This window comes from Dolichospermum compactum NIES-806, assembly GCF_002368115.1.
GTDB classification, from domain to species: Bacteria; Cyanobacteriota; Cyanobacteriia; order Cyanobacteriales; family Nostocaceae; genus Dolichospermum; species Dolichospermum compactum.
Map to the genome: position 1 here is coordinate 1884069 of NZ_AP018316.1, position 19292 is coordinate 1903360.

At 36.4% G+C, this 19292-nt stretch carries 21 protein-coding genes and 2 pseudogenes; 14 read left to right on the forward strand and 9 right to left on the reverse strand.

Annotated features, from left to right (window positions below):
• Nucleotides 1-22 precede the first annotated feature (22 nt).
• Nucleotides 23-1078 carry an HNH endonuclease gene (locus CA730_RS09075; RefSeq protein WP_231940054.1) on the reverse strand — a complete coding sequence of 352 codons (1056 nt, stop codon included), beginning with the start codon at nt 1076-1078 and terminating at the stop codon, nt 23-25.
• A 1046-nt stretch (nt 1079-2124) separates the two neighbouring features.
• The gene (locus tag CA730_RS09080; RefSeq protein ID WP_096666528.1) at nt 2125-2526 is read right to left on the reverse strand and encodes a GxxExxY protein; all 402 of its coding nucleotides are present in this window, start codon (nt 2524-2526) and stop codon (nt 2125-2127) included.
• 540 nt (nt 2527-3066) lie between these two features.
• Here CA730_RS09080 and CA730_RS09085 point away from each other — a divergent pair.
• From CA730_RS09085 to CA730_RS09095, 3 genes and pseudogenes are all read left to right on the forward strand, one after another.
• A complete protein-coding gene (locus CA730_RS09085; RefSeq protein ID WP_096666531.1) occupies nt 3067-3366 on the forward strand; it encodes a hypothetical protein in 300 nt (99 codons plus the stop codon).
• Complete coding sequence (locus CA730_RS09090; protein WP_096666535.1) at nt 3363-3740, forward strand: toxin-antitoxin system TumE family protein; 378 nt, start codon at nt 3363-3365, stop codon at nt 3738-3740. The genes CA730_RS09085 and CA730_RS09090 overlap by 4 nt, the downstream gene beginning before the upstream one ends.
• A gap of 36 nt (nt 3741-3776) precedes the next feature.
• Nucleotides 3777-4007: pseudogene (locus tag CA730_RS09095) on the forward strand (HNH endonuclease); the annotation flags it as partial.
• A gap of 242 nt (nt 4008-4249) precedes the next feature.
• Here CA730_RS09095 and CA730_RS09100 read toward each other — a convergent pair.
• Together CA730_RS09100 and CA730_RS09105 are read right to left on the reverse strand one after the other, a co-directional pair.
• Nucleotides 4250-4747 (reverse strand): type II toxin-antitoxin system YhaV family toxin, encoded by a 498-nt coding sequence (locus tag CA730_RS09100; protein ID WP_096666539.1) that lies wholly within the window; start codon nt 4745-4747, stop codon nt 4250-4252.
• 2 nt (nt 4748-4749) lie between these two features.
• Entirely contained in the window at nt 4750-5082 is a 333-nt protein-coding gene (locus tag CA730_RS09105; RefSeq protein ID WP_096666542.1) for a type II toxin-antitoxin system PrlF family antitoxin, read from the reverse strand.
• A 161-nt stretch (nt 5083-5243) separates the two neighbouring features.
• Here CA730_RS09105 and CA730_RS09110 point away from each other — a divergent pair, with 161 nt between their 5' ends.
• Together CA730_RS09110 and CA730_RS09115 are read left to right on the forward strand one after the other, a co-directional pair.
• Entirely contained in the window at nt 5244-5621 is a 378-nt protein-coding gene (locus CA730_RS09110; protein ID WP_157749942.1) for a hypothetical protein, read from the forward strand.
• Between the two features lie 175 nt (nt 5622-5796).
• Entirely contained in the window at nt 5797-6816 is a 1020-nt protein-coding gene (locus CA730_RS09115; RefSeq protein ID WP_053537527.1) for a transposase, read from the forward strand.
• 317 nt (nt 6817-7133) lie between these two features.
• Here the strand turns inward: CA730_RS09115 and CA730_RS09120 are convergent.
• The 4 genes and pseudogenes from CA730_RS09120 to CA730_RS09135 form a co-directional block, all read right to left on the reverse strand.
• Nucleotides 7134-7250: pseudogene (locus CA730_RS09120) on the reverse strand (IS1 family transposase); the annotation flags it as partial.
• A gap of 83 nt (nt 7251-7333) precedes the next feature.
• Nucleotides 7334-8083 carry a cobalt-precorrin-6A reductase gene (locus CA730_RS09125; protein ID WP_172891166.1) on the reverse strand — a complete coding sequence of 250 codons (750 nt, stop codon included), beginning with the start codon at nt 8081-8083 and terminating at the stop codon, nt 7334-7336.
• 156 nt (nt 8084-8239) lie between these two features.
• Complete coding sequence (locus tag CA730_RS09130; RefSeq protein WP_096671402.1) at nt 8240-8854, reverse strand: hypothetical protein; 615 nt, start codon at nt 8852-8854, stop codon at nt 8240-8242.
• A 53-nt stretch (nt 8855-8907) separates the two neighbouring features.
• Entirely contained in the window at nt 8908-9408 is a 501-nt protein-coding gene (locus CA730_RS09135; RefSeq protein WP_407919780.1) for an acyl-CoA thioesterase, read from the reverse strand.
• Nucleotides 9409-9583: 175 nt separating this feature from the next.
• Here CA730_RS09135 and CA730_RS09140 point away from each other — a divergent pair, with 175 nt between their 5' ends.
• The 9 genes from CA730_RS09140 (at nt 9584) to CA730_RS09180 (ending at nt 18487) form a co-directional block, all read left to right on the forward strand.
• Entirely contained in the window at nt 9584-11056 is a 1473-nt protein-coding gene (locus tag CA730_RS09140; protein WP_096666548.1) for a leucyl aminopeptidase, read from the forward strand.
• A 77-nt stretch (nt 11057-11133) separates the two neighbouring features.
• Nucleotides 11134-11988, forward strand: a complete 855-nt coding sequence (locus CA730_RS09145; protein ID WP_096666551.1) for a DUF4351 domain-containing protein — start codon at nt 11134-11136, stop codon at nt 11986-11988.
• 332 nt (nt 11989-12320) lie between these two features.
• Nucleotides 12321-13346: a phosphate acyltransferase PlsX gene (gene plsX / locus CA730_RS09150; RefSeq protein ID WP_096666554.1), complete on the forward strand. Its 1026-nt coding sequence runs from the start codon at nt 12321-12323 to the stop codon at nt 13344-13346.
• Between the two features lie 219 nt (nt 13347-13565).
• Nucleotides 13566-14567: a beta-ketoacyl-ACP synthase III gene (locus tag CA730_RS09155; protein ID WP_096666557.1), complete on the forward strand. Its 1002-nt coding sequence runs from the start codon at nt 13566-13568 to the stop codon at nt 14565-14567.
• Between the two features lie 112 nt (nt 14568-14679).
• The gene (fabD, locus tag CA730_RS09160) at nt 14680-15561 is read left to right on the forward strand and encodes an ACP S-malonyltransferase (RefSeq protein WP_096666560.1); all 882 of its coding nucleotides are present in this window, start codon (nt 14680-14682) and stop codon (nt 15559-15561) included.
• A 71-nt stretch (nt 15562-15632) separates the two neighbouring features.
• Nucleotides 15633-16256, forward strand: a complete 624-nt coding sequence (locus CA730_RS09165; RefSeq protein WP_157749943.1) for a nucleotide-binding protein — start codon at nt 15633-15635, stop codon at nt 16254-16256.
• Nucleotides 16257-16264: 8 nt separating this feature from the next.
• Nucleotides 16265-16723 carry a hypothetical protein gene (locus CA730_RS09170; RefSeq protein WP_096666566.1) on the forward strand — a complete coding sequence of 153 codons (459 nt, stop codon included), beginning with the start codon at nt 16265-16267 and terminating at the stop codon, nt 16721-16723.
• Nucleotides 16695-17276 (forward strand): hypothetical protein, encoded by a 582-nt coding sequence (locus tag CA730_RS09175; protein WP_096666568.1) that lies wholly within the window; start codon nt 16695-16697, stop codon nt 17274-17276. Before CA730_RS09170 ends, CA730_RS09175 begins: the two co-directional genes overlap by 29 nt.
• A gap of 107 nt (nt 17277-17383) precedes the next feature.
• On the forward strand, nt 17384-18487 hold the full coding sequence (locus CA730_RS09180) for a fatty acid desaturase family protein (protein ID WP_096666571.1): 1104 nt from the start codon (nt 17384-17386) through the stop codon (nt 18485-18487).
• Nucleotides 18488-18544: 57 nt separating this feature from the next.
• Here CA730_RS09180 and CA730_RS09185 read toward each other — a convergent pair whose 3' ends face one another.
• On the reverse strand, nt 18545-19108 hold the full coding sequence (locus CA730_RS09185) for a hypothetical protein (RefSeq protein WP_096666574.1): 564 nt from the start codon (nt 19106-19108) through the stop codon (nt 18545-18547).
• Between the last annotated feature and the right edge of the window lie 184 nt (nt 19109-19292).

Genomic DNA, 19292 nt, shown 5'->3' on the forward strand with positions numbered 1-19292 from the left:
ACGCACCCTACGAGCTAATAGCTTATGAAATCAGGGATTTTATTTCATCAATACTAAAAGGAGGTGACTTTCGATGAATCATTGCATGACAATTTGGACAAATAGGACGCAAATCTTTTACAGGATCAACCTCATATTCTGTGCGTATTTGCGACAGTGGTTTAAGATGATGAACATGAATAAAACCTTCACCTAATTCACCAAAGGTTTGACCAAAATTGAATCCACAAATAAAACAACTTGTACCATAGTGTGAAATACATTTTTGACGTGCTTTCGGATCACGTTCATAGGCATTGACAGAGATTTGATGTATTACACCTTCCCGAAAAATTTCAGATGGGTTAACTTCTTCAGCAAAAAATACTGTATCTTTGGTTATATCTTTAAGGCTAACTTCATGGTTTGCTATATATTTACTCGCAAGAAAATTATAAGTTTCTTCTATATAAGAATCATCTAAATTACCTAATTGCGTGCCAAAACGATATCCTAAATTGTTCCATGTCAGACGCTTATTTAATGTTTTATTTGTATATGTTTTTTTTGATGATTTTGCATTTAACCATCCCATCTTAAATTGTGCAAGTCGCCTATTATCAGGAGGATTACGATCATCTCTTTCATATACTAATTCATTAAAAATTTTCTCATATAGTAAATTAGAAGATTTATCTTTATCTACAAATTGATCATTGTTATTAACCCAACCTAATAACTCTAAAGCTTTAGCAACTTCATGGTGCATTTCCCATATAAAATTATTACGAGTTGCATAACCAATAGACCAAACAGACCACCAAAAATATTTATCATTTATATGTTTGTAAGCGTCAAATCCAGTTGCATCGCAAAATAAATGTCCCATTCTTCCATATAGAGAGTTAACAACTGGACGACCACCTTCAATATTAGCTAATTCTGCAAGCTGAGTTGCTGTTACTTTCCTATTGGGGGTATGATACTGCACTTGAAGTAAACGACGTTGTTTTTCACTGATACGAGACTGAATTGCAGTTAAACCAGTTACGTAATCATCGACAGATGGTACTTGAGTTAATTTGTAAATACGAACCATAAAATACTAGGTAAATTATTCTAACTTAGTGCGATGGCAAAGCACGACCTAGAAATCGCTCATCTTCTAGCTTAGATTAAGGAAAGCAACCCAACATAATTAAAATATCTGATTCATATTTTTTGTCTGAATCAGGATATCCAGGATTTTAGGATTTACAGGATTGTTATTTGTAAGTTGTTGGTGGGATGCTGAAATTGTAATTGTCTGAATCAGGATGTCCAGGATTTTAGGATGTACAGGATTGTGATTTGTAGGTTATTGGTGGGATGCTGAAATTGTAATTGTCTGAATCAGGATGTCCAGAATTTTAGGATGTACAGGATTGTTATTGATGAATTATCTGTGAATATTGAAAGATGATAAAATCCAGTTACAGTAATAGTCAAGAATTAACAGCGGATAATTTAACTGATAACTTATCTATCATCCCAAAATCTCTATATTTTATAGACAATCAAACAACTACATCCTGAAAATCCTCTAATCCTGGTTATCCTGATTCAGACAGATTGTTATTGATGAATTGTCTGTGAATATTGAGATATTATAAAATACAGTTACACCAACAGTCAACAAATAAAAACAAATAATTTAACGGATCACTTATTATCTAACATCCTAAAATCTGTACTTCTCATAGACAATCAAACAACAACATCCTGATAGCGAAGCGTGGCGTTAGCCATAAATCCTTAAATCCTGGTTATCCTGATTCAGACAAAAATACCCTCAAAATCCCCACTTCAAATAAACAACAACATCCTGTAAATCCTTAAATCCTGGATATCCTGATTCAGACAAAAATACCCTCAAAATCCCCACTTCAAATAAACAACAACATCCTGTAAATCCTTAAATCCTGGATATCCTGATTCAGACAAAAAATACCCTCAAAATCCCCACTTCAAATAAACAACCACATTCTGTAAATCCTTAAATCCTGGATATCCTGATTCAGACAAAAAAATCCTCAAAATCCCCACTTCAAATAAACAACAACATCCTGAATATCCTCTAATTCTGGAAATCCTGATTCTGACAAATTAACCCTGATATCTAGAATTAAAAACCTTCTTATATTCCAACTTTAACGCACCAAAATTAATCAATAAACCCACAGGAAAATTATAAGCTACCAAATAATTTTTCGCTTGCGCTAAATGAACATATTCTAAATTAATTATCGCTTTCAACTCCACCACAACCTGATTTTCAACTATAAAATCCGCCCTTCTTGTTCCTACTTCAATTCCCTCATAATAAATTACTTGTTCTACCTCTCTTCCAAAACCTAAACCTGATTTTTGCAACTCAATTTCCATACATCTTTGATAAATAACCTCCTGAAAACCATTTCCCAAAGTTCGGTGTATTTTCATTGCACAGCCATTAATGATATATGTGATTTCATCTAATTTTCTATTTTGGGTATTAGGTGTGTTCATGGATTTACAGGATTGTTATTTGTAGGTTGTTGGTGGGATGCTGAAATTGTAATTGTCTGAATCAGGATGTCCAGGATTTTAGGATGTACAGGATTGTTATTTATGAATTATCTGTGAATATTGAAAAATGATAATTACAATCACAGTATATTATCTATCATCCAAAAATTGCCATTTTTCCTAAACAATAAAAAAATTACATCCTGTACATCCTCTAATCCTGGTTATCCTGATGCAGACAAAAATACCCTCAAAATCCCCACATCAAATAAAAAACCACATCCTGTAAATCCTCAAATCCTGGTTATCTTGATGCAGACAAAAATACCCTCAAAATCGCCACATCAAATAAAAAACAACATCCTGTAAATCCCTTAATCCTGGTTATCCTGATTCAGACAAAAATATTCTCAAAATCCCCACATCAAATAAAAAACAACATCCTATAAATCCTCTAATCCTGGTTATCCTGATTCAGACAAAAAAAATCAGATTGATAGTGTATTATAAAGATAAACCTCACCAAAAGCATATGTAATTATGAATACATTAGAAAAATTAGAATTGCTGAGTGAAAACTGTAGCGACAATACAGAATTAGAAAGAATTATTGGGCAACTCCTAAATGTAATTTTAACTCGTCATCGTCAAAAACTAGCTACATATAACTTAGATATAGATAATTTTGAAAAAAAATATGAACTCACTTCTGAACAATTTGTAGAACAATTTAACTCAGGAAATTTAGGGGATGAAATGGATTTTTTTGAATGGTTTGGTTTATGCGAACTCCGCAAAGATATTTTAACAAAAATCCATAAGTTAGAACAAGCCTTATGAAAAATATTAAAAACGCCGATGATTATTTAGCTTGGATCAAATCTATAATCACACTTTGTCCAAAAATTGTAAATTTTAAAATTCTTAGAGAAGAAGCACAAACTGATAAAGGTTTATGGCGTTATCGTGTGATATTAAAAGATGGTAGTTTTTTAGAAATGTTTGAGTTTTTTAAAATAGAACCTGGACAAGTAGAAATAATTAAATATAGTTTTCATTGGCAAACTGAAAATAGAGAACTAATCAAACGTTGGGATAACGCACCCCATCATCCTGAAATTGCAACCTATCCTCATCATTTACATGATGGTTCTGAAGACTCTGTTTTTCCATATTTACCTGTTGATATTGAAGAGATTTTTAAACTCCTTTAATCCTGGATATCCTGATATAGCTTGGCTATCAGACAAACTGGAGATATCATTCCCATATTTAATCCTCGAAAACAGAAATGGTTAGACCATTTTCTTTGGTCAGCAGATGGTTTAAAAATTATTGGTATTACTGCTACAGGAAGGGCTACTTGTAATCGCTTAGACCTCAATGATGAAAGGCATAATGAAGGTTCTATTATCAAAGCACGTCGTTTTTGGATAAAAGGTGGTTGGCATCCACCAGATGAAGACCCGCGACAAAGTTGAGAAAACCCAACACTTTCACAATAATTATAGATGATGATTAATTTGTTGGGTTTTACTGTGTTCTACCCAACCTACAGTTTCTATGGTTCGTTGGTAATTTGTAGGTTATTTATTGGTGGGATGCTGAAATTTTAATTGTCTGATAGCGTAGTGTGGCGTTAGCCATATCAGGATAACCAGGATTTTAGGATGTACAGTTTTCATTGTCGGATATGGTGCGTTACGCTGACGCACCCTACTAACTAAATTTCTGTTTTGAAAATCTGTTCTAAACGATGATTTTGATTTTCTGCTCCTTTGAATAAATCATGCCAATCATCTGGAGGATGGCCGCTTTCTAGCATTTTCTGAAAAACTCGATAAGCGTCGGTTTTACTTTGATATGCTCGCTTGGTGTTTTCGTTGTTTACCCAAACATAAACAATAATTTTACTCTGTTGATGATATCTAAAAAATAATCGGTATTGTTGAAAAAATTTAGCTCTAAACCAGTGTTTGTATTCATGTCCCAAGGTTGTACCTTGACGATAATCGTTTAATGTTGGATCTTGAGGAATGACATTAAATGCAAGTTTGAAAATAGCAGCTAACCGTTTTGTGGCGTTTTTCTGTTTGTATTCTTGAGGATATTTTTGACGTAAGTTTTCTACCTGTATGATCAGTTCTTCTAACTGTTCCAGAAATAAGGAGTGAGCAAATATAGTCCATCCATTAATTATTAAAGATTGATTTTCAGACACCTTTACTCATCCTCGTCTGATAGTGGTGCATCCAGATCAACATCCACATCAACAACTGAGGATTGAATACGGGTTACTAAATCTGGTTTAATTGGTTGTATATGCTGAGGATTTTTTTGCATATCCTGGGCGATAAAGTTTAAAAATTCCCCCAATATCGGATCTTCTTCTTTTTGATCAGCGCGAGAAATAATTACTTTACCGTCAGGTTGAATCACATAGCGGATTTTATCACGTTTACCCAAGCCTAGAGCTTTACGCACGGGTTCGGGTATTGTGGTTTGATATCTATCTGTTAGGGTAGACTCTGAGGATGGTATGGGTTTGACAAACATAACAATTTTGAGATTTATACTCTATTTTCAATGTAATGCAATTGCATTGTGTTGTCAATGTTTATGTTTACCGATGGAGGCTTATAGTTAATTTGTAAGGTGCGTTAATTGAAATGTAACGCACCATTTTGATTTTTTTATTGAAATGGTGCGTTAAGCTTGTGCCAATGTACTCTATTAACTTGATATATAGCCATAATACCACTTTTTATATGTTAAGTTATACTTACATATATTTAGTTATCAGTCATAGAGAGTATGCAAGACGGCAACATGAACTGGATAATCTGGACAAACATCAACAACAACGTGTTAGTTTTTTCAAGTCTATTGCTATTGAAAAAATTTCTGAGAATTATATCGCTGCTCTCAGTGATGAAGATCAGTTTTATCTATTGAAGGCTATTCAAGAGAGAAATGATGCTGAAAAACTTGGTGAACATCTGAAGAATGCAGCAGGAGTTGTAGTCGGTGTTGGTATTTTAGCTGCGATTTTTGGTTTGGGTATTGGTATTGGTAGTTCTTGGTTTGGGGATTAGTGCGATCGCTCATTTTTTACCTTTAACTTAGAAAACACAACATTTTCACAATAATATAGATGATGATTAAATTGTTGGGTTTCATTGCAGAAGTGTTGAATGTTAGGAAAAGATTAAAAAAAAGTACCATAATTTGATACAATCTAAAAAAATATAGATAAAGAATTATCAAATTATGCGCTTAAAGAATTTCCCAGAAGTGGTCAAAACAATATTGAAACCATTGCCCAAAAAAGATTATCCAGTTCTGGACACATTTTCATTTGTATCAGTGTGGTTACAGTATGTCATGGATAAAAGTATAGTGAGTATGAGAGATTTATTTCAAAGACTAAATAATCAAGGGATAGATTTAAAAATATCAAATTTTTCCAAGGCAAGTAAAAAGAGAGATACTCAAGTATTTTTGGAGATAATAACTGAATTAAACAATCAACTGAGAAAGAAAAAAGGAAAGGAAGAAACCCAAGCATTATTTCCTATAGATTCAACAATTATTACATTAACAAGTAAATTATTATGGAGTCAAGGATATCATCAAGTAAAACTATTTTGTGGGTTAGATAGTTTGACATCAGAAGTTGGTGGAATGGTGATTCATTTTGGGCAAGGACATGACCATAAATATGGACAAGAAACAGTAGAAGCAATTCCGTCAAAAGGAGTAGGGATAATGGATAGAGGATTTGCATCCTCCGAAAGAATATCTGAATTAAAACAACAAAAAAATAAAGCTTTTGTCTTAAGAATTAAAAATAATGTCACTTTAGAAATGCTAGAAAATGGTAATTGTAAAGTTGGCAAAGATGAAAGAGAAGTGGAAATTAGAGTAGTAGCATTTTGTGATATAGAAACTAAGAGTGAATTTCGTTTAGCAACAAACTTATTAAATGAAGGAGAAGAGCAAGTTAGTAATCAAGAGATTATGGAAATTTACATACAAAGATGGCAAATTGAATTGTTATGGAAATTCTTAAAAATGCACCTCAAGTTAGACAGACTTATGACAAAGAATGAGAATGGAATTAGAATTCAGATAATGTGCTGTTTAATCGCTTATTTGATATTGCAACTAATAGAAATACCGCAAGAATTTGGCAAAACTTTATTAGATAAACTCCGTTATCTTCAGTCCTATATGTGTCAGGAAATAAGTTATGTTCATTGGTTTAGAAAACTTATTTGGATAAGATGAAAAATAGCACTTATAGGCTAAGTTTATTTCAATATGTAAAGTTTTATTACGCTATTCAACATTTCTGGTTTCATTGCGTTCTAACCAACCTACAGTTTGTATGGTTCGTTGGTAATTTGTAAGTTATTGGTGAGATGCTGAAATTGTAATTGTCTGAATCAGGATGTCCAGGATTTTAGGATGTACAGGATTGTGATTTGTAGGTTATTGGTGGGATGCTGAAATTTTAATTGTCTGAATCAGGATGTCCAGGATTTTAGGATGTACAGGATTGGGCATTGCTGAATTAGGGTATGATAGAGGGAAAGGTGCGATCGCTAAACAAGACAATAATTCGTATTATTTGAATAAGGAGTTGGCACATCTGCAAATTTGAGATAGTGAATTAATAATTGAATAGAATATCTGAGCATTTCCTCAGATTTAGAATAACAAGGTAAAATCAGATTTTGAGGAGTATTGTTAATATCTGGTTTCTTAATCACCATGTTGCGTCCCTCCATTAATTACCTTAATTTTATAAAATATCCAACTTGTTAAACAACCATTTACACGCACTATCTACGTCTGGAACTTGTTCTCCTGGGGGTACAGGTGGACGATTTACCATCACAACCTTAATTCCGAGTTTCCTAGCGGCGATAATTTTGGGATATGTGGCACTACCACCGCTATTTTTGCTAACAATGGTATCTATATTGTATTTGAGAAGGATTTCCTGTTCGTTTTCTAAAGTAAAAGGACCGCGATCGCATAAAATTAATCCAGGTGGGACAATAACATCAGTATTTGGTGGATCAATCATCCGCATTAAAAACCAAATTTCCTGTAAATGTGCAAAAGTCGCAATTTCTTGTCTACCAATTGTTAAAAATACTCGTTTAGCTTGATTTGCTAAAACAGCAGCAGCAGCAAGATTATTTTCTACTTCTAACCAGCAATCATCCGCTAATTTTTCCCAAGCTGGACGAATTACCATTAATCGTGGAATACCTACTTCCTGGGTCGCTGCGGCCGCATTTTCAGAAATCTGATTAGCGAAAGGATGAGTAGCATCAATTAATAGATCAATTTGCATTTCTCGCAAATAATTAACCAATCCTGGGACACCACCAAAACCGCCAATCCGCACATTACCAACAAGATTAGCAGGTTTACGAGTTCGACCGGCTAAAGAAGCGATCGCCTCAATACCAGGAATATTTGCTACCTTAGCAGCCAATTCCACTGCATCACCAATTCCACCGAGAATTAAAACCCGCAACATATCAATTTTAGATTTTAGATTTCTACGAAGCTGTTGTATGTACAGTTTGCACTTGAATGAAATACATCATAGTCCCATCCTTGCTTGCGGGGAGGGGGTTGGGGTTCTTGTACTTCATAACACTCAAAGTGCTGTATGTTTATTCATTTTTAATTACTAATGTCTATTGACACCAGATTCTAGGATTTTAACTTGATTTTGGAGTTTTTCTACAGTTTGCAAATGCGATCGCTTTAATGAATAATTCAACCAAATAAAACTACCAGAAAAGATAGTTAAAACTACAACTAAAATACCTGTTAACAATTTCACCTGAAAATGCAGATGTTTTACGTGATTAACTTGATTTTCTTCTGGAAGTTGAGACATAGAAGCTAACCTGAGATTTTCATTATCTACCATCACCTCTATCTTCGTTTCTTCCACTTTTACAAATGTCACCTTACTTTGCAGCCATTGAGTAATTAACTCGGGACAATTTTTATTAAACCATTGCCAAGCCAGCATTTTAGCTACTGGCTTCGACTTTTTAGTCATAAATTTTAGAGTTTTATTGAGAGTTCCAAAATTAGACTTATGATTTATCAAATTTGTTGAACCAATATCATAAAGACAAGCTATAATGGCTTTAATTATAACTTCTTCTTGATAAATCAAGGTTTTTAATAAAAGTCTAAGTTCATTAATTAGTTGTTCCTCTTTCTCTTTCTCTTTCTCTTTTTCTTGAACCTTTTGTGTTAAATGATTAGATATTTTTACTGATTTAGACATATTAAAAGTATGGGTGGCTGGAAAAGTTTTTTTATTATAATTCCCCGTCCCCATTACCCAATCTTCCGAGAACCAGAAATTTTCGCCAAAGCATCTTGAAACGCGGGTGGTAACTGACGCATAATTTTACCTTTTTCCCGATCTAAAGCGACTAACGTTACCAAAGCAGTAATATATAAGTCTTGACCATCAGGAGAAATAAGGGTGTAGTCCCAGTTCATTCGCACTCCTGTCACCTCAGCCATCCGTGTTCTTACTAAGACTGGCATTCCTAATTTCACCGACTGATGATAACGAATTGACAACTCTACAACAGGCAAATCACAACCTAAAGCTACTAAATCAGCAAATTCAATGCCGATGGAACGTAAGCATTCTACCCGTGCTTCTTCCATCCATGTTAAATAAGTACCATGCCAAACTATACCCGCATAATCAGTATGGTGAGGTTGGGCCCGGACTGAATATTCAAACCAATTTTCAAAGGCCACATTAGTGACACTATCAATGGCGCTGGTTGGTGGTAATTGAGGCTGATTGATTTCTTTAGGCATAATAATAATTTTTACAAGGGACAGATGGCTAAAAAACCGATAAAACTTTGTAAATTGGATATTTGTCAACTATTTCTCATCTTATCAGATTGTCAGGACGTTGCGTACAACGCCCATGATTCCCAAAATTTGAGCAATACTGGTACATGAAGAAAGATAGACAGAAATTACAAAAATGACGATTCAACTTACAAATACAGGATTATTAGATTGGACTGGTGATACTTTAGCCTTTGGTCTATTTGAAGATGCGGTGGAGTTAACTGGGGATCTGGTCAAGTTAAATGATAAATTTGCGGGGATTTTAAAAGAAGTTATTACCGAGGAAGAGTTTACAGGTAAGGCTAATAGCACCGTTGTTATTCGTTTAGGTGGGACTTACCCAGTTAAGAAGGTGATTGTGGTTGGTTTAGGAAAACCAGACGCACTAAAACTAGACAGTTTACGCCGTGTAGCTGCGACTATAGCCAAAACCGCCAAAAAGCAAAAAACCAAGACTTTGGGTATCAGTTTACCACTGTGGAACAATGACCCAGCCACCACAGCCCAAGCACTAACTGAAGGCATAGAATTGGCACTTTACCAAGATATTCGCTTTAAATCTGAGCCAGAAGATAAAAATCCCAATATCGAAACCATTGATTTACTTGGTTTAGCTGGACAAGAAGCGGCTATTACTCGGGCAAATCAAATTGTTTCCGGTGTGATTTTGGCGAGACAGTTGGTAGCAGCGCCAGCGAATGCGGTTACATCTATTACTATGGCAGAAACTGCCCAAACGATCGCTCACGAATACGGGTTACAACTGGAAATTCTCGAACAGGAAGAATGCGAAAAACTAGGTATGGGGGCATTTTTGGGAGTCGCCCAAGCTTCTGATTTACCACCAAAATTCATTCACCTCACCTATAAACCAGCGGGTACACCTAAGCGGAAACTGGCAATTATCGGAAAAGGTGTAACTTTTGATTCCGGTGGATTGAACATTAAAGGCGCTGGTAGTGGGATTGAAACCATGAAAATGGATATGGGTGGTGCAGCGGCAACTTTAGGCGCAGCTAAAGCCATTGGGCAGTTAAAACCAGATGTGGAAGTTCACTTCATCTCCGCCGTTACCGAAAACATGATTAGCGGCAAGGCTATGCACCCAGGAGATATCTTAACTGCATCAAATGGCAAAACAATCGAAGTTAACAATACTGATGCTGAAGGGCGGTTAACCTTGGCTGATGCCTTGGTTTATGCGGATAAATTGGGTGTAGATGCGATCGTTGATTTAGCAACCCTTACAGGTGCTTGTGTGGTCGCTTTGGGTGAAGATATTGCCGGTTTATTTACACCAGATGACGCGGTAGCTTGCCAACTACAAACAGCCGCTGACAATGCTGGTGAGAAAATTTGGCGGATGCCGATGGAAGATAAATATTTTGAAGGGCTAAAATCAGGTATTGCCGATATGAAAAATACCGGACCCCGTTATGGCGGCTCTATTACTGCGGCTTTATTCCTGAAGCAGTTTGTTAAGGATACCCCTTGGGCGCATTTAGATATTGCCGGGCCAGTTTGGGCTGATAAGGAACATGGCTACAATGGTGCTGGGGCAACTGGTTTTGGTGTGAGAACACTGGTTAGCTGGGTTCTGAGTTAATTTAATTTCACCTCAACAGGGCGGGGAAACCCCGCCATTACCATAAATCTAGAAAACTGTGAATCAGGGTGTGAATTGTGAGTTTTGATAATGTTTGCAAAATCCTAGCAGAAAAATATCCCTTTGATTTTGCCAATTGGTTATTACCTGAAGAAGTTGAAAAAATTAAAGTCTTAAAAACCGAATTAAGCATTGAACCAATTCGCGCAGATTCCGTTATATTGCTGCAAACAAAAAACAGAATCCTACATCTAGAATTTCAAACCAATACTAAATCAGAAACTCCCATTCCGTTAAGAATGTTAGATTATTTTGTCAGATTAGTTAGACAGTATAATCTACCTGTTACCCAAGTGGTGATTTTCTTACAAGAAACAAGTAATGAAATCGCTTTTACCGAAGCTTATATTGATGAAATGACATCTCATTGCTATCGAGTCATCAGGATGTGGGAACAAGATTCAGCTTTATTTCTCAATAACCCAGCATTACTTCCACTAGCACCATTAACAAAAACAAATTCCGCACCAGAGTTATTATCCCCAGTAGCTACAGAAATTGCTAAAATTACAGATGTACCAGCCAGACAGAATACTGCTGCTTACACAGAGATTTTAGCAGGTTTACGATTCGAGAAAAATCTAATTCGTCAATTATTGAGTGAGGATATTATGCAAGAATCTGTAATTTATCAGGATATTTTGCAAAAGGGAGAACAGAAAGGAGAAAAAATAGGAGAACAAAAAGAAGCTGTTCGTTTTTTGAATCGTCTTTTAAATCGGCGGTTTGGGGAAATGGATTCATTTATAGTTGAACGGATTCGGTTATTACCTACTGAACAATTAGAAATATTAGGAGAAGAGTTTTTAGACTTTGCAGGAATATCTGATTTAGTTACTTGGTTAGATACACACCTTCCCAGAAGTTTATAGGATTTTTTCCAGATTCTCGATTTTTTGAAAAAGTCGGGAATCTAATTTTTGATTTGCTTTGTGACATTAGCAACACAATGGAGGGCGGGGTTTCCCCGCCCCTACAAGTTTGGTGATGAAAAACCGTACCTCATGACAGCTAAAACTGCTGTAATTATCAATACTATTTATTTAACTCTAAATAAAAATTAACAAGCGTAATTAAGTGAAATTAAATATACTAATTCTCTTGGTTTCAAAAAAAGTAGATTTTCTTATGCTTTTTTGATAATTTTAAATTTTTAAGTATTGCAATCTGATAAAATTTGTAAGGTTTCTATAAGCTCTGAGCAATGGGATCGACTGGTGTAAGGATCGCAATTGACGCAATGGGGGGAGATCATGCACCCGCTGAAATCGTCGCCGGCGCACTGCGGGCGCGAGAGGAATTGGGTGTAAAAATATTATTGGTTGGAGATCCCCAACAAATTGAGGCTATTATCCCGCCAAGGACAACTATGGCGGATTTGGAGATTGTTCCTGCCGAGGAAGCGATCGCTATGGATGAAGATCCTCTCAACGCAGTTAGACGCAAGCGGAAATCTTCCATCAATATAGCGATGGATTTAGTCAAAAATCAACAAGCAGATGCTGTATTTTCTGCTGGACACTCTGGTGCAGCTATGGCATCAGCTTTGCTGCGGTTAGGCAGATTACCGGGAATTGACCGCCCAGCAATTGGCACAGTATTCCCCACCATCAAAGCCGGCAAGCCAGTAATGATCCTGGATGTCGGCGCTAATGTAGACTGTCGCCCTAAATTTTTAGAGCAGTTTGCAGTCATGGGTTCAATTTACAGTCAGTATGTTTTGGGGACAGAAAAACCCAGAATAGGTTTATTGAATATTGGCGAAGAAGATACTAAAGGTAACGAAGTAGTTCTTCGCGCCCACCAATTGTTACGGGAAAATACTCAAATTAATTTTACTGGTAATGCGGAAGGGCGTGATGTATTATCCGGTGAATTTGATGTGATTGTCTGCGACGGCTTTGTGGGTAATATTTTATTAAAATTTGCCGAAGCGGTTGGAGGCGTAATTCTACAAATCCTGCGAGAAGAATTACCCCAAGGGATACACGGTCAAATCGGTACAGCAATTTTAAAGCCTAATCTAAAGCGCGTTAAACAACGCATGGATCATGCTGAACACGGAGGAGCTTTGCTTTTAGGTGTCAGCGGTATTTGTTTTATTGGTCATGGCAGTTCCCAAGCACCATCTATTTTTAGTGCCATTCGTATGGCTAAAGAAGCGGTAGATAATCAGGTGCTAGAAAGACTCCAGTCCCAATATCAAATTCTCCAAAATGAAAGTAGTTAGCTATTATTTCTTCAACGTGGAAATACTAAGTTAACAGCTATTTGTCATTTGTCATCCGATTTTAGATTGCGGATTTTAGATTCATAAATACTTTTGTAAATCTAAAATTCTTGATCTCTAATCTAAAATTGGGATTGTCATTGGTACTCGTTATTAATGCTTACAAACAAGACAACTGACAATTTACAAATGACAATTGACAATTGAGGAAAAAAAGAAGTGCAAAATTTTTTTAACGGTGGTATAGCAATTACAGGTAGTGGTTCAGCAGTCCCAGCAACTTGTTTACACAACCAAGAGTTAACTCAACTGGTAGAAACATCAGATGAGTGGATTGCCTCAAGAACAGGAATTCGTCAAAGACGGTTAGCGTTGCCCCCTGACTCACTGGCATCATTGGCCACTGCGGCTAGTCAACAGGCCATTGCTGCCGCTGGGATCACAGCAGCAGACATAGATTTAATTTTATTGGCCACCTCCACCCCTGATGACCTATTTGGCACTGCTTGCCGTGTTCAAGGTGAATTAGGTGCTACCAAAGCAGTCGCCTTTGATTTAACCGCCGCTTGTTCTGGTTTTGTCTTTGGTTTAGTTACAGCCGCACAATACATCAGAACAGGTGTCTATCAAAATGTACTTTTAATTGGGGCTGATATCCTCTCTCGATGGGTAGATTGGCAAGATAGACGCAGTTGTGTGTTATTTGGTGATGGGGCAGGGGCAGTGGTATTACAGGCTAATAAAAGCGATCGCCTATTAGGATTTTGCCTCAAAAGCGACGGTTCTCAAAACAATTGTCTCAACCTAGCCTATAACGCCTCTAGCACAGAACTGACACCAGAAATTCATGTATCTACAGGCAAATATCATCCTATTACGATGAACGGCAAAGAAGTCTACCGCTTCGCTGTGCAAAGAGTTCCAGAAGTGATAGACAAAGCCCTATTTGCAGCTAATCTCAAAGTTGAAAATATAGATTGGCTAGTATTGCATCAAGCAAATCAAAGAATTATCAATGCCGTTGCTGAACGCTTAGAGATTCCCGAACATAAAATTATCAGCAATGTTGCCGACTATGGTAATACCTCCGCCGCATCTATACCCCTGGCTTTAGATGAAGCAGTGCGAGCCGGGAAAATTAAACCTAATGATATCATTGCCACATCTGGTTTTGGTGCCGGTCTTTCCTGGGGTGCAGCAATTTTTCAATGGGGAAGATAGATAATTCAAAAGTCAAAAGTCAAAAGTCAAAAGTAGAAAATTAATACTAATAATCAATGACAACTGACAACTGACAACTGACAACTAACAACTGACCACCGACTAATAACAAATGACTAAAACTGCATGGGTGTTTCCCGGACAAGGTTCTCAAGCATTGGGAATGGGAATAGACTTGTTAAATCTACCATCTGCCAAAGAAAAATTTATTCAAGCTGAAGAAATTTTGGGTTGGTCTGTAATAGATATCTGTCAAAGTGATATTGACACCTTATCACGGACACTTTATACCCAGCCTAGTTTATATGTAATCGAAAGTATTATTGCTGATATTTTGCGAGAAAAAGGACAGCAGCCGGACGTAGTTACAGGTCATAGTTTAGGCGAATATATCGCTCTTTATGTGGCAGGTGTTTTTGAATGGTCGGCTGGGTTACATTTGGTAAAACGGCGGGCAGAATTAATGGATAGTGCTGCTGGGGGAATGATGGCAGCATTAATGAACTTTGACCGAGAAGAATTAGAAAAAGTTATTAGTGCCACACCTGATGTAGTTTTAGCAAATGATAACAGTCCTCTCCAAGTTGTTATTTCTGGAACTCCAGACGCTGTACAGGCTGTCATGTCACAAGTCAAAGCAAAACGGGCTATCCCCTTAAAGGTTTCGGGTGCATTTCATTCCCATTTAATGAAAGCAGCCGCAATGGAATTTCAAGAAGTTCTGGATTCAGTGATTTTTCAGTCAGCAACTGTCCCAGTTTTATCTAATGTAGATCCAATTCCAGCAGTGGCAGCGGAAACTTTAAAACAGCGTCTTTCTCAACAAATGACTGGTTCTGTCCGCTGGCGAGAAATTTGTTTGCAATTAGTAGAAGATGGCATTGAGAAAGTTGTAGAAATTGGTCCTGGTAACGTATTAACTGGTTTAGTTAAACGAACTGCACCTAGTTTAATTTTGCAAAACATTCGTAATGCTGCTGAGTTACCTGAATAGGTGAAGAAAACAGTCTTTTCAATACAAACCTCAACTTAGAACAATCTTCCTCATACAATGGAGTAATAAGAGTGCTGAAAATCGTAGTCAATGCAACCAAGGGTGGAGTAGGAAAAACAACAGTGGCTACAAATATTGCCTTACTACTAGCCCAGCAAAACAAACGTCTTTGGGCTTTAGACCTTGCTGGAAGAAGCCGAATGGGTAATTTCTTAAAATCTATAGATTACTTTGCAAATGACAGAAATAAGATAGATATTAGAGAAACAGAACCCTTACCTGATTCCTTTCCTGGTGCAAATAATTATGATTTTCTGGTTGCTGACACAGACGATTATTATAAAGTACCTGCTGCTGTAGTGACAAAGCGGGGATGGCGGCTGATTGTTCCTGTCGTCCCTGAGTACGATCCTATTGGATTAGAGGATATAGTTAAAGAAACAGCATCCCTCCTGAATTTTGGCCTTTTAATTGACATTGTTCCTAAAGTAAGAATTATTGTCAATAATAGATTTCCTAGTGATGATTATGATCAACCTTATGAGAAAGTCTCCAAATTGCTGCAAAATTATGGAATTGATGAATTTTTATCTCCTCATTGGTTGCCGTTTGTAAATTTGTCCCCTTTAGACTTTACATCGGATGAAATATTTTCGCAAAGTCTACGCTCTGTTCTTGCTGAACTTGATATGTGAGAAAATTTATGTCTAAGCTGACTGAGACACTTAAAAGTCAAATATCAGGAAATTTGAAAAATATATCTATAACGTTTGACTCGAATTTACTGGATCAAGAGTTAATTGATCAACTAGGTATTTATCTTTCTACAAAGTCAGCCAAAAAACTAATTGAATTATCCTTTGCTATTACTTCTACAAAAAAATTAGACATTCGAGAAAGCATAATAGATCAAATACAGTATAAATCAGCTAAACAATTAATAGAAGCAATATCTCAAAAACCTAAGACTAATACTGAGAAATTACAGCGAGTCACTGTTCCTCGATGGATGGTGTTAATTCTTGGTTCAGAAATTCATTTGGTGAATGGGAAATCTCCTATTACAACTGAGGATGCTATTAATCATGTATTTCACCTTTGTCTGGATTTATTAGAACAATCAATAGGCAATAATGGGCAATCTACAAAAAAGGTTAGTTGAGCATTTAATTTCTTTATCACCTAAAGACAAACGAGAGATTGCTAATCGCATTGTTCAAGTTTTAGGCGGTGATCCTGCGCCTCAAGTTACCAGACTTCCTCGACGCAGAGGACCGGGGGATGGTGGGTTAGATGGCAGGATTCCAATTTTGATCCAGGAACGTATTATCAAACAAAAATTAAAGCGTATGTCTGATGGTTTTGAAATACCCGTAGATACAATTAAAGAAGAATTTAAATGGGTTGAAACTAATGCTGGTTTTAATATCAAGATAGAAAAAAATGATTTTGACAGAGATACGCTGAATGCTTTTGTGGAGAATTTACGGCGTGAGAATATTTTTGCGGGAGTTATTGTCACAGCAGTTAAATTATGTCCAGATGCTGACGCAGAATTTAACCGTCATAACTCCAATGATATGGATTTGTGTCATCTTCTGTTAGAAAATTTGTTAAGTGGAGATATATCTTGTCCTAATATTTGCTTTGTTGCGGGTGATATTAGTGAAAACTTAAGAAAAAATTTGAGAGAATTTCTAACTTCTCAAAATTAATCTTTATTTAGAAAAAAACTAGATGAGATCACGGTAAAAAATCAACTTAACAATTACTCACACTCACACTTGGCGTAATCAACCTGCAAACAAAACTAAAAATATTCATGAATACACTTGAACAAAAAACTTGGATGACGCAAGCAGAGTATGCTAAAAAGCTGCGTCCTTTACTGCCGCCAGAAGCATTTTCACCTGATATCAATAAACTCTGGATTCTCTTAATTAATCTAGCAATTATGATTTTAGGTTGGGGGATTGCCAATCATCTTGATGACTGGAATTGGTATTTTATCTGGCTGTATTTACCATTAACATTGGTGATGGCTAATAGTGTGATTGTTTTGCTTTTTAGTACCCATGATTTGCTACACAGCCGTACAGTGAAAAATCCTTGGTTGAGACAAATAATTAGCTTATTGGGATTCACAATAGGATGGATGCCACCAACCTTATGGAAGGCAGTACACAATCGAGAACATCATAATAAAACAAATTCTTTACAAGATCCAGATCGCAATTATTTAGATAGTCAACCTAAAAGTTGGGGTAAATGGATTCAAAATGCTTTTGTACCGTCGGCTGAGGTAAATCCTATTTTATTGTTTATAGGAATGGGTCATGCTTGGGGAGTTCATACATTTCGGAATTTGACCTCAGTTGTATTATTCAATAATGATAAGGCTGAGTATCCTGTGGTGGCTTTTACAGTTAGTGGGAAAGAACGAAGAGCGATCGCTATAGAATTACTCATGATTATCGCCATCCATGCCACCATCTTGACTTACCTGGAGTTCCATCCCATTAAACTACTTCTTAGCTACTTCTTGCCTATCTGGATAGGCTATGCAGGTGTCATATTTTATATCTATACCAATCATATGTTGTGCCGCATGACAAATGTAAATGATCCTCTGATAAATAGTCTCTCTATTCGAGTTCCGAAACTATTTGATGTCTTACATTTAAACTTTTCTTACCATACAGAACATCACATTTTTCCAGGCATGAATTCAGATTATGCGCCAATGGTGCAAGAACTATTACAAACACATTACCCCGAACGATTCAACTTATTAAATGCTGGAAAAGCCTGGGAATTAATGGTGCAAACACCCAGACATTACAAAAATGATCATACCTTCACAGATTGGTCTGGAAATAAATCCGTAAACTGTCCAATCTTAGGGATAAATCTCACCGATATCTAGTCAAATTTAATCTGAACTTATGGAGAAGTAATCCAAAAACTTTCCCTGTTAATTCGATTACATCTCCATCCAAAGACGTTCTAATTGTCTTTGCCAAGCTGCTAAAACTTGTTCTCTTCCCTGGGCATTTTGGTCAATATCTCCTAATAATCCTTCGGCATAAAAACGATCCAGATTTTGCATAGTGGCTTCTAAAGATTGTCCCTGTTGTTTTGCGGCTTTAATAATTTCGCGGATACGAGTTTCTACTAAATTATTGAAAACATCATTAACACCAGCTCTATATAATGAAATCAGACGAGCGATCGCATTAGCAAAATCTCCATTAGTCAAAGTGCCACTATTATGCTGAAATACTCCCCAAACTACATCATCATAAACAGCATATCGTGTTTCCTGAGTATCATCAAAATTAGCCTCTAGAAACTGCGTTATAAAAGCTGCGGCTTCTTGCAAGGGCATAATTGGCAATAATATCCGCAACCAAGTATTATCTTCTGAAAGCAGCGCCAACAACCTAAACTCAGTAGTTTCTACTTGCCAAGAACCTGGGGCGATAGGTTTAACAACTTCAGCACTAAATAACTCTATTAACGTACCCGCTATGTCTTCCGGTGTCATAATTATTTTTGAACTTTATCATCTAGAGTAACGCTTTTTGCCATTGAAACAGAATATAGCAAGAGTCAGGAGTCAGGATTCAGGAGTCAGCAGGTAAGAATCTCTTACCATAAGGCTTTTACTGTAGATTCTGTATCTCATTCAAGTGCATACCGCTGTAGGCTTTTCATCTAAAATTACTTCG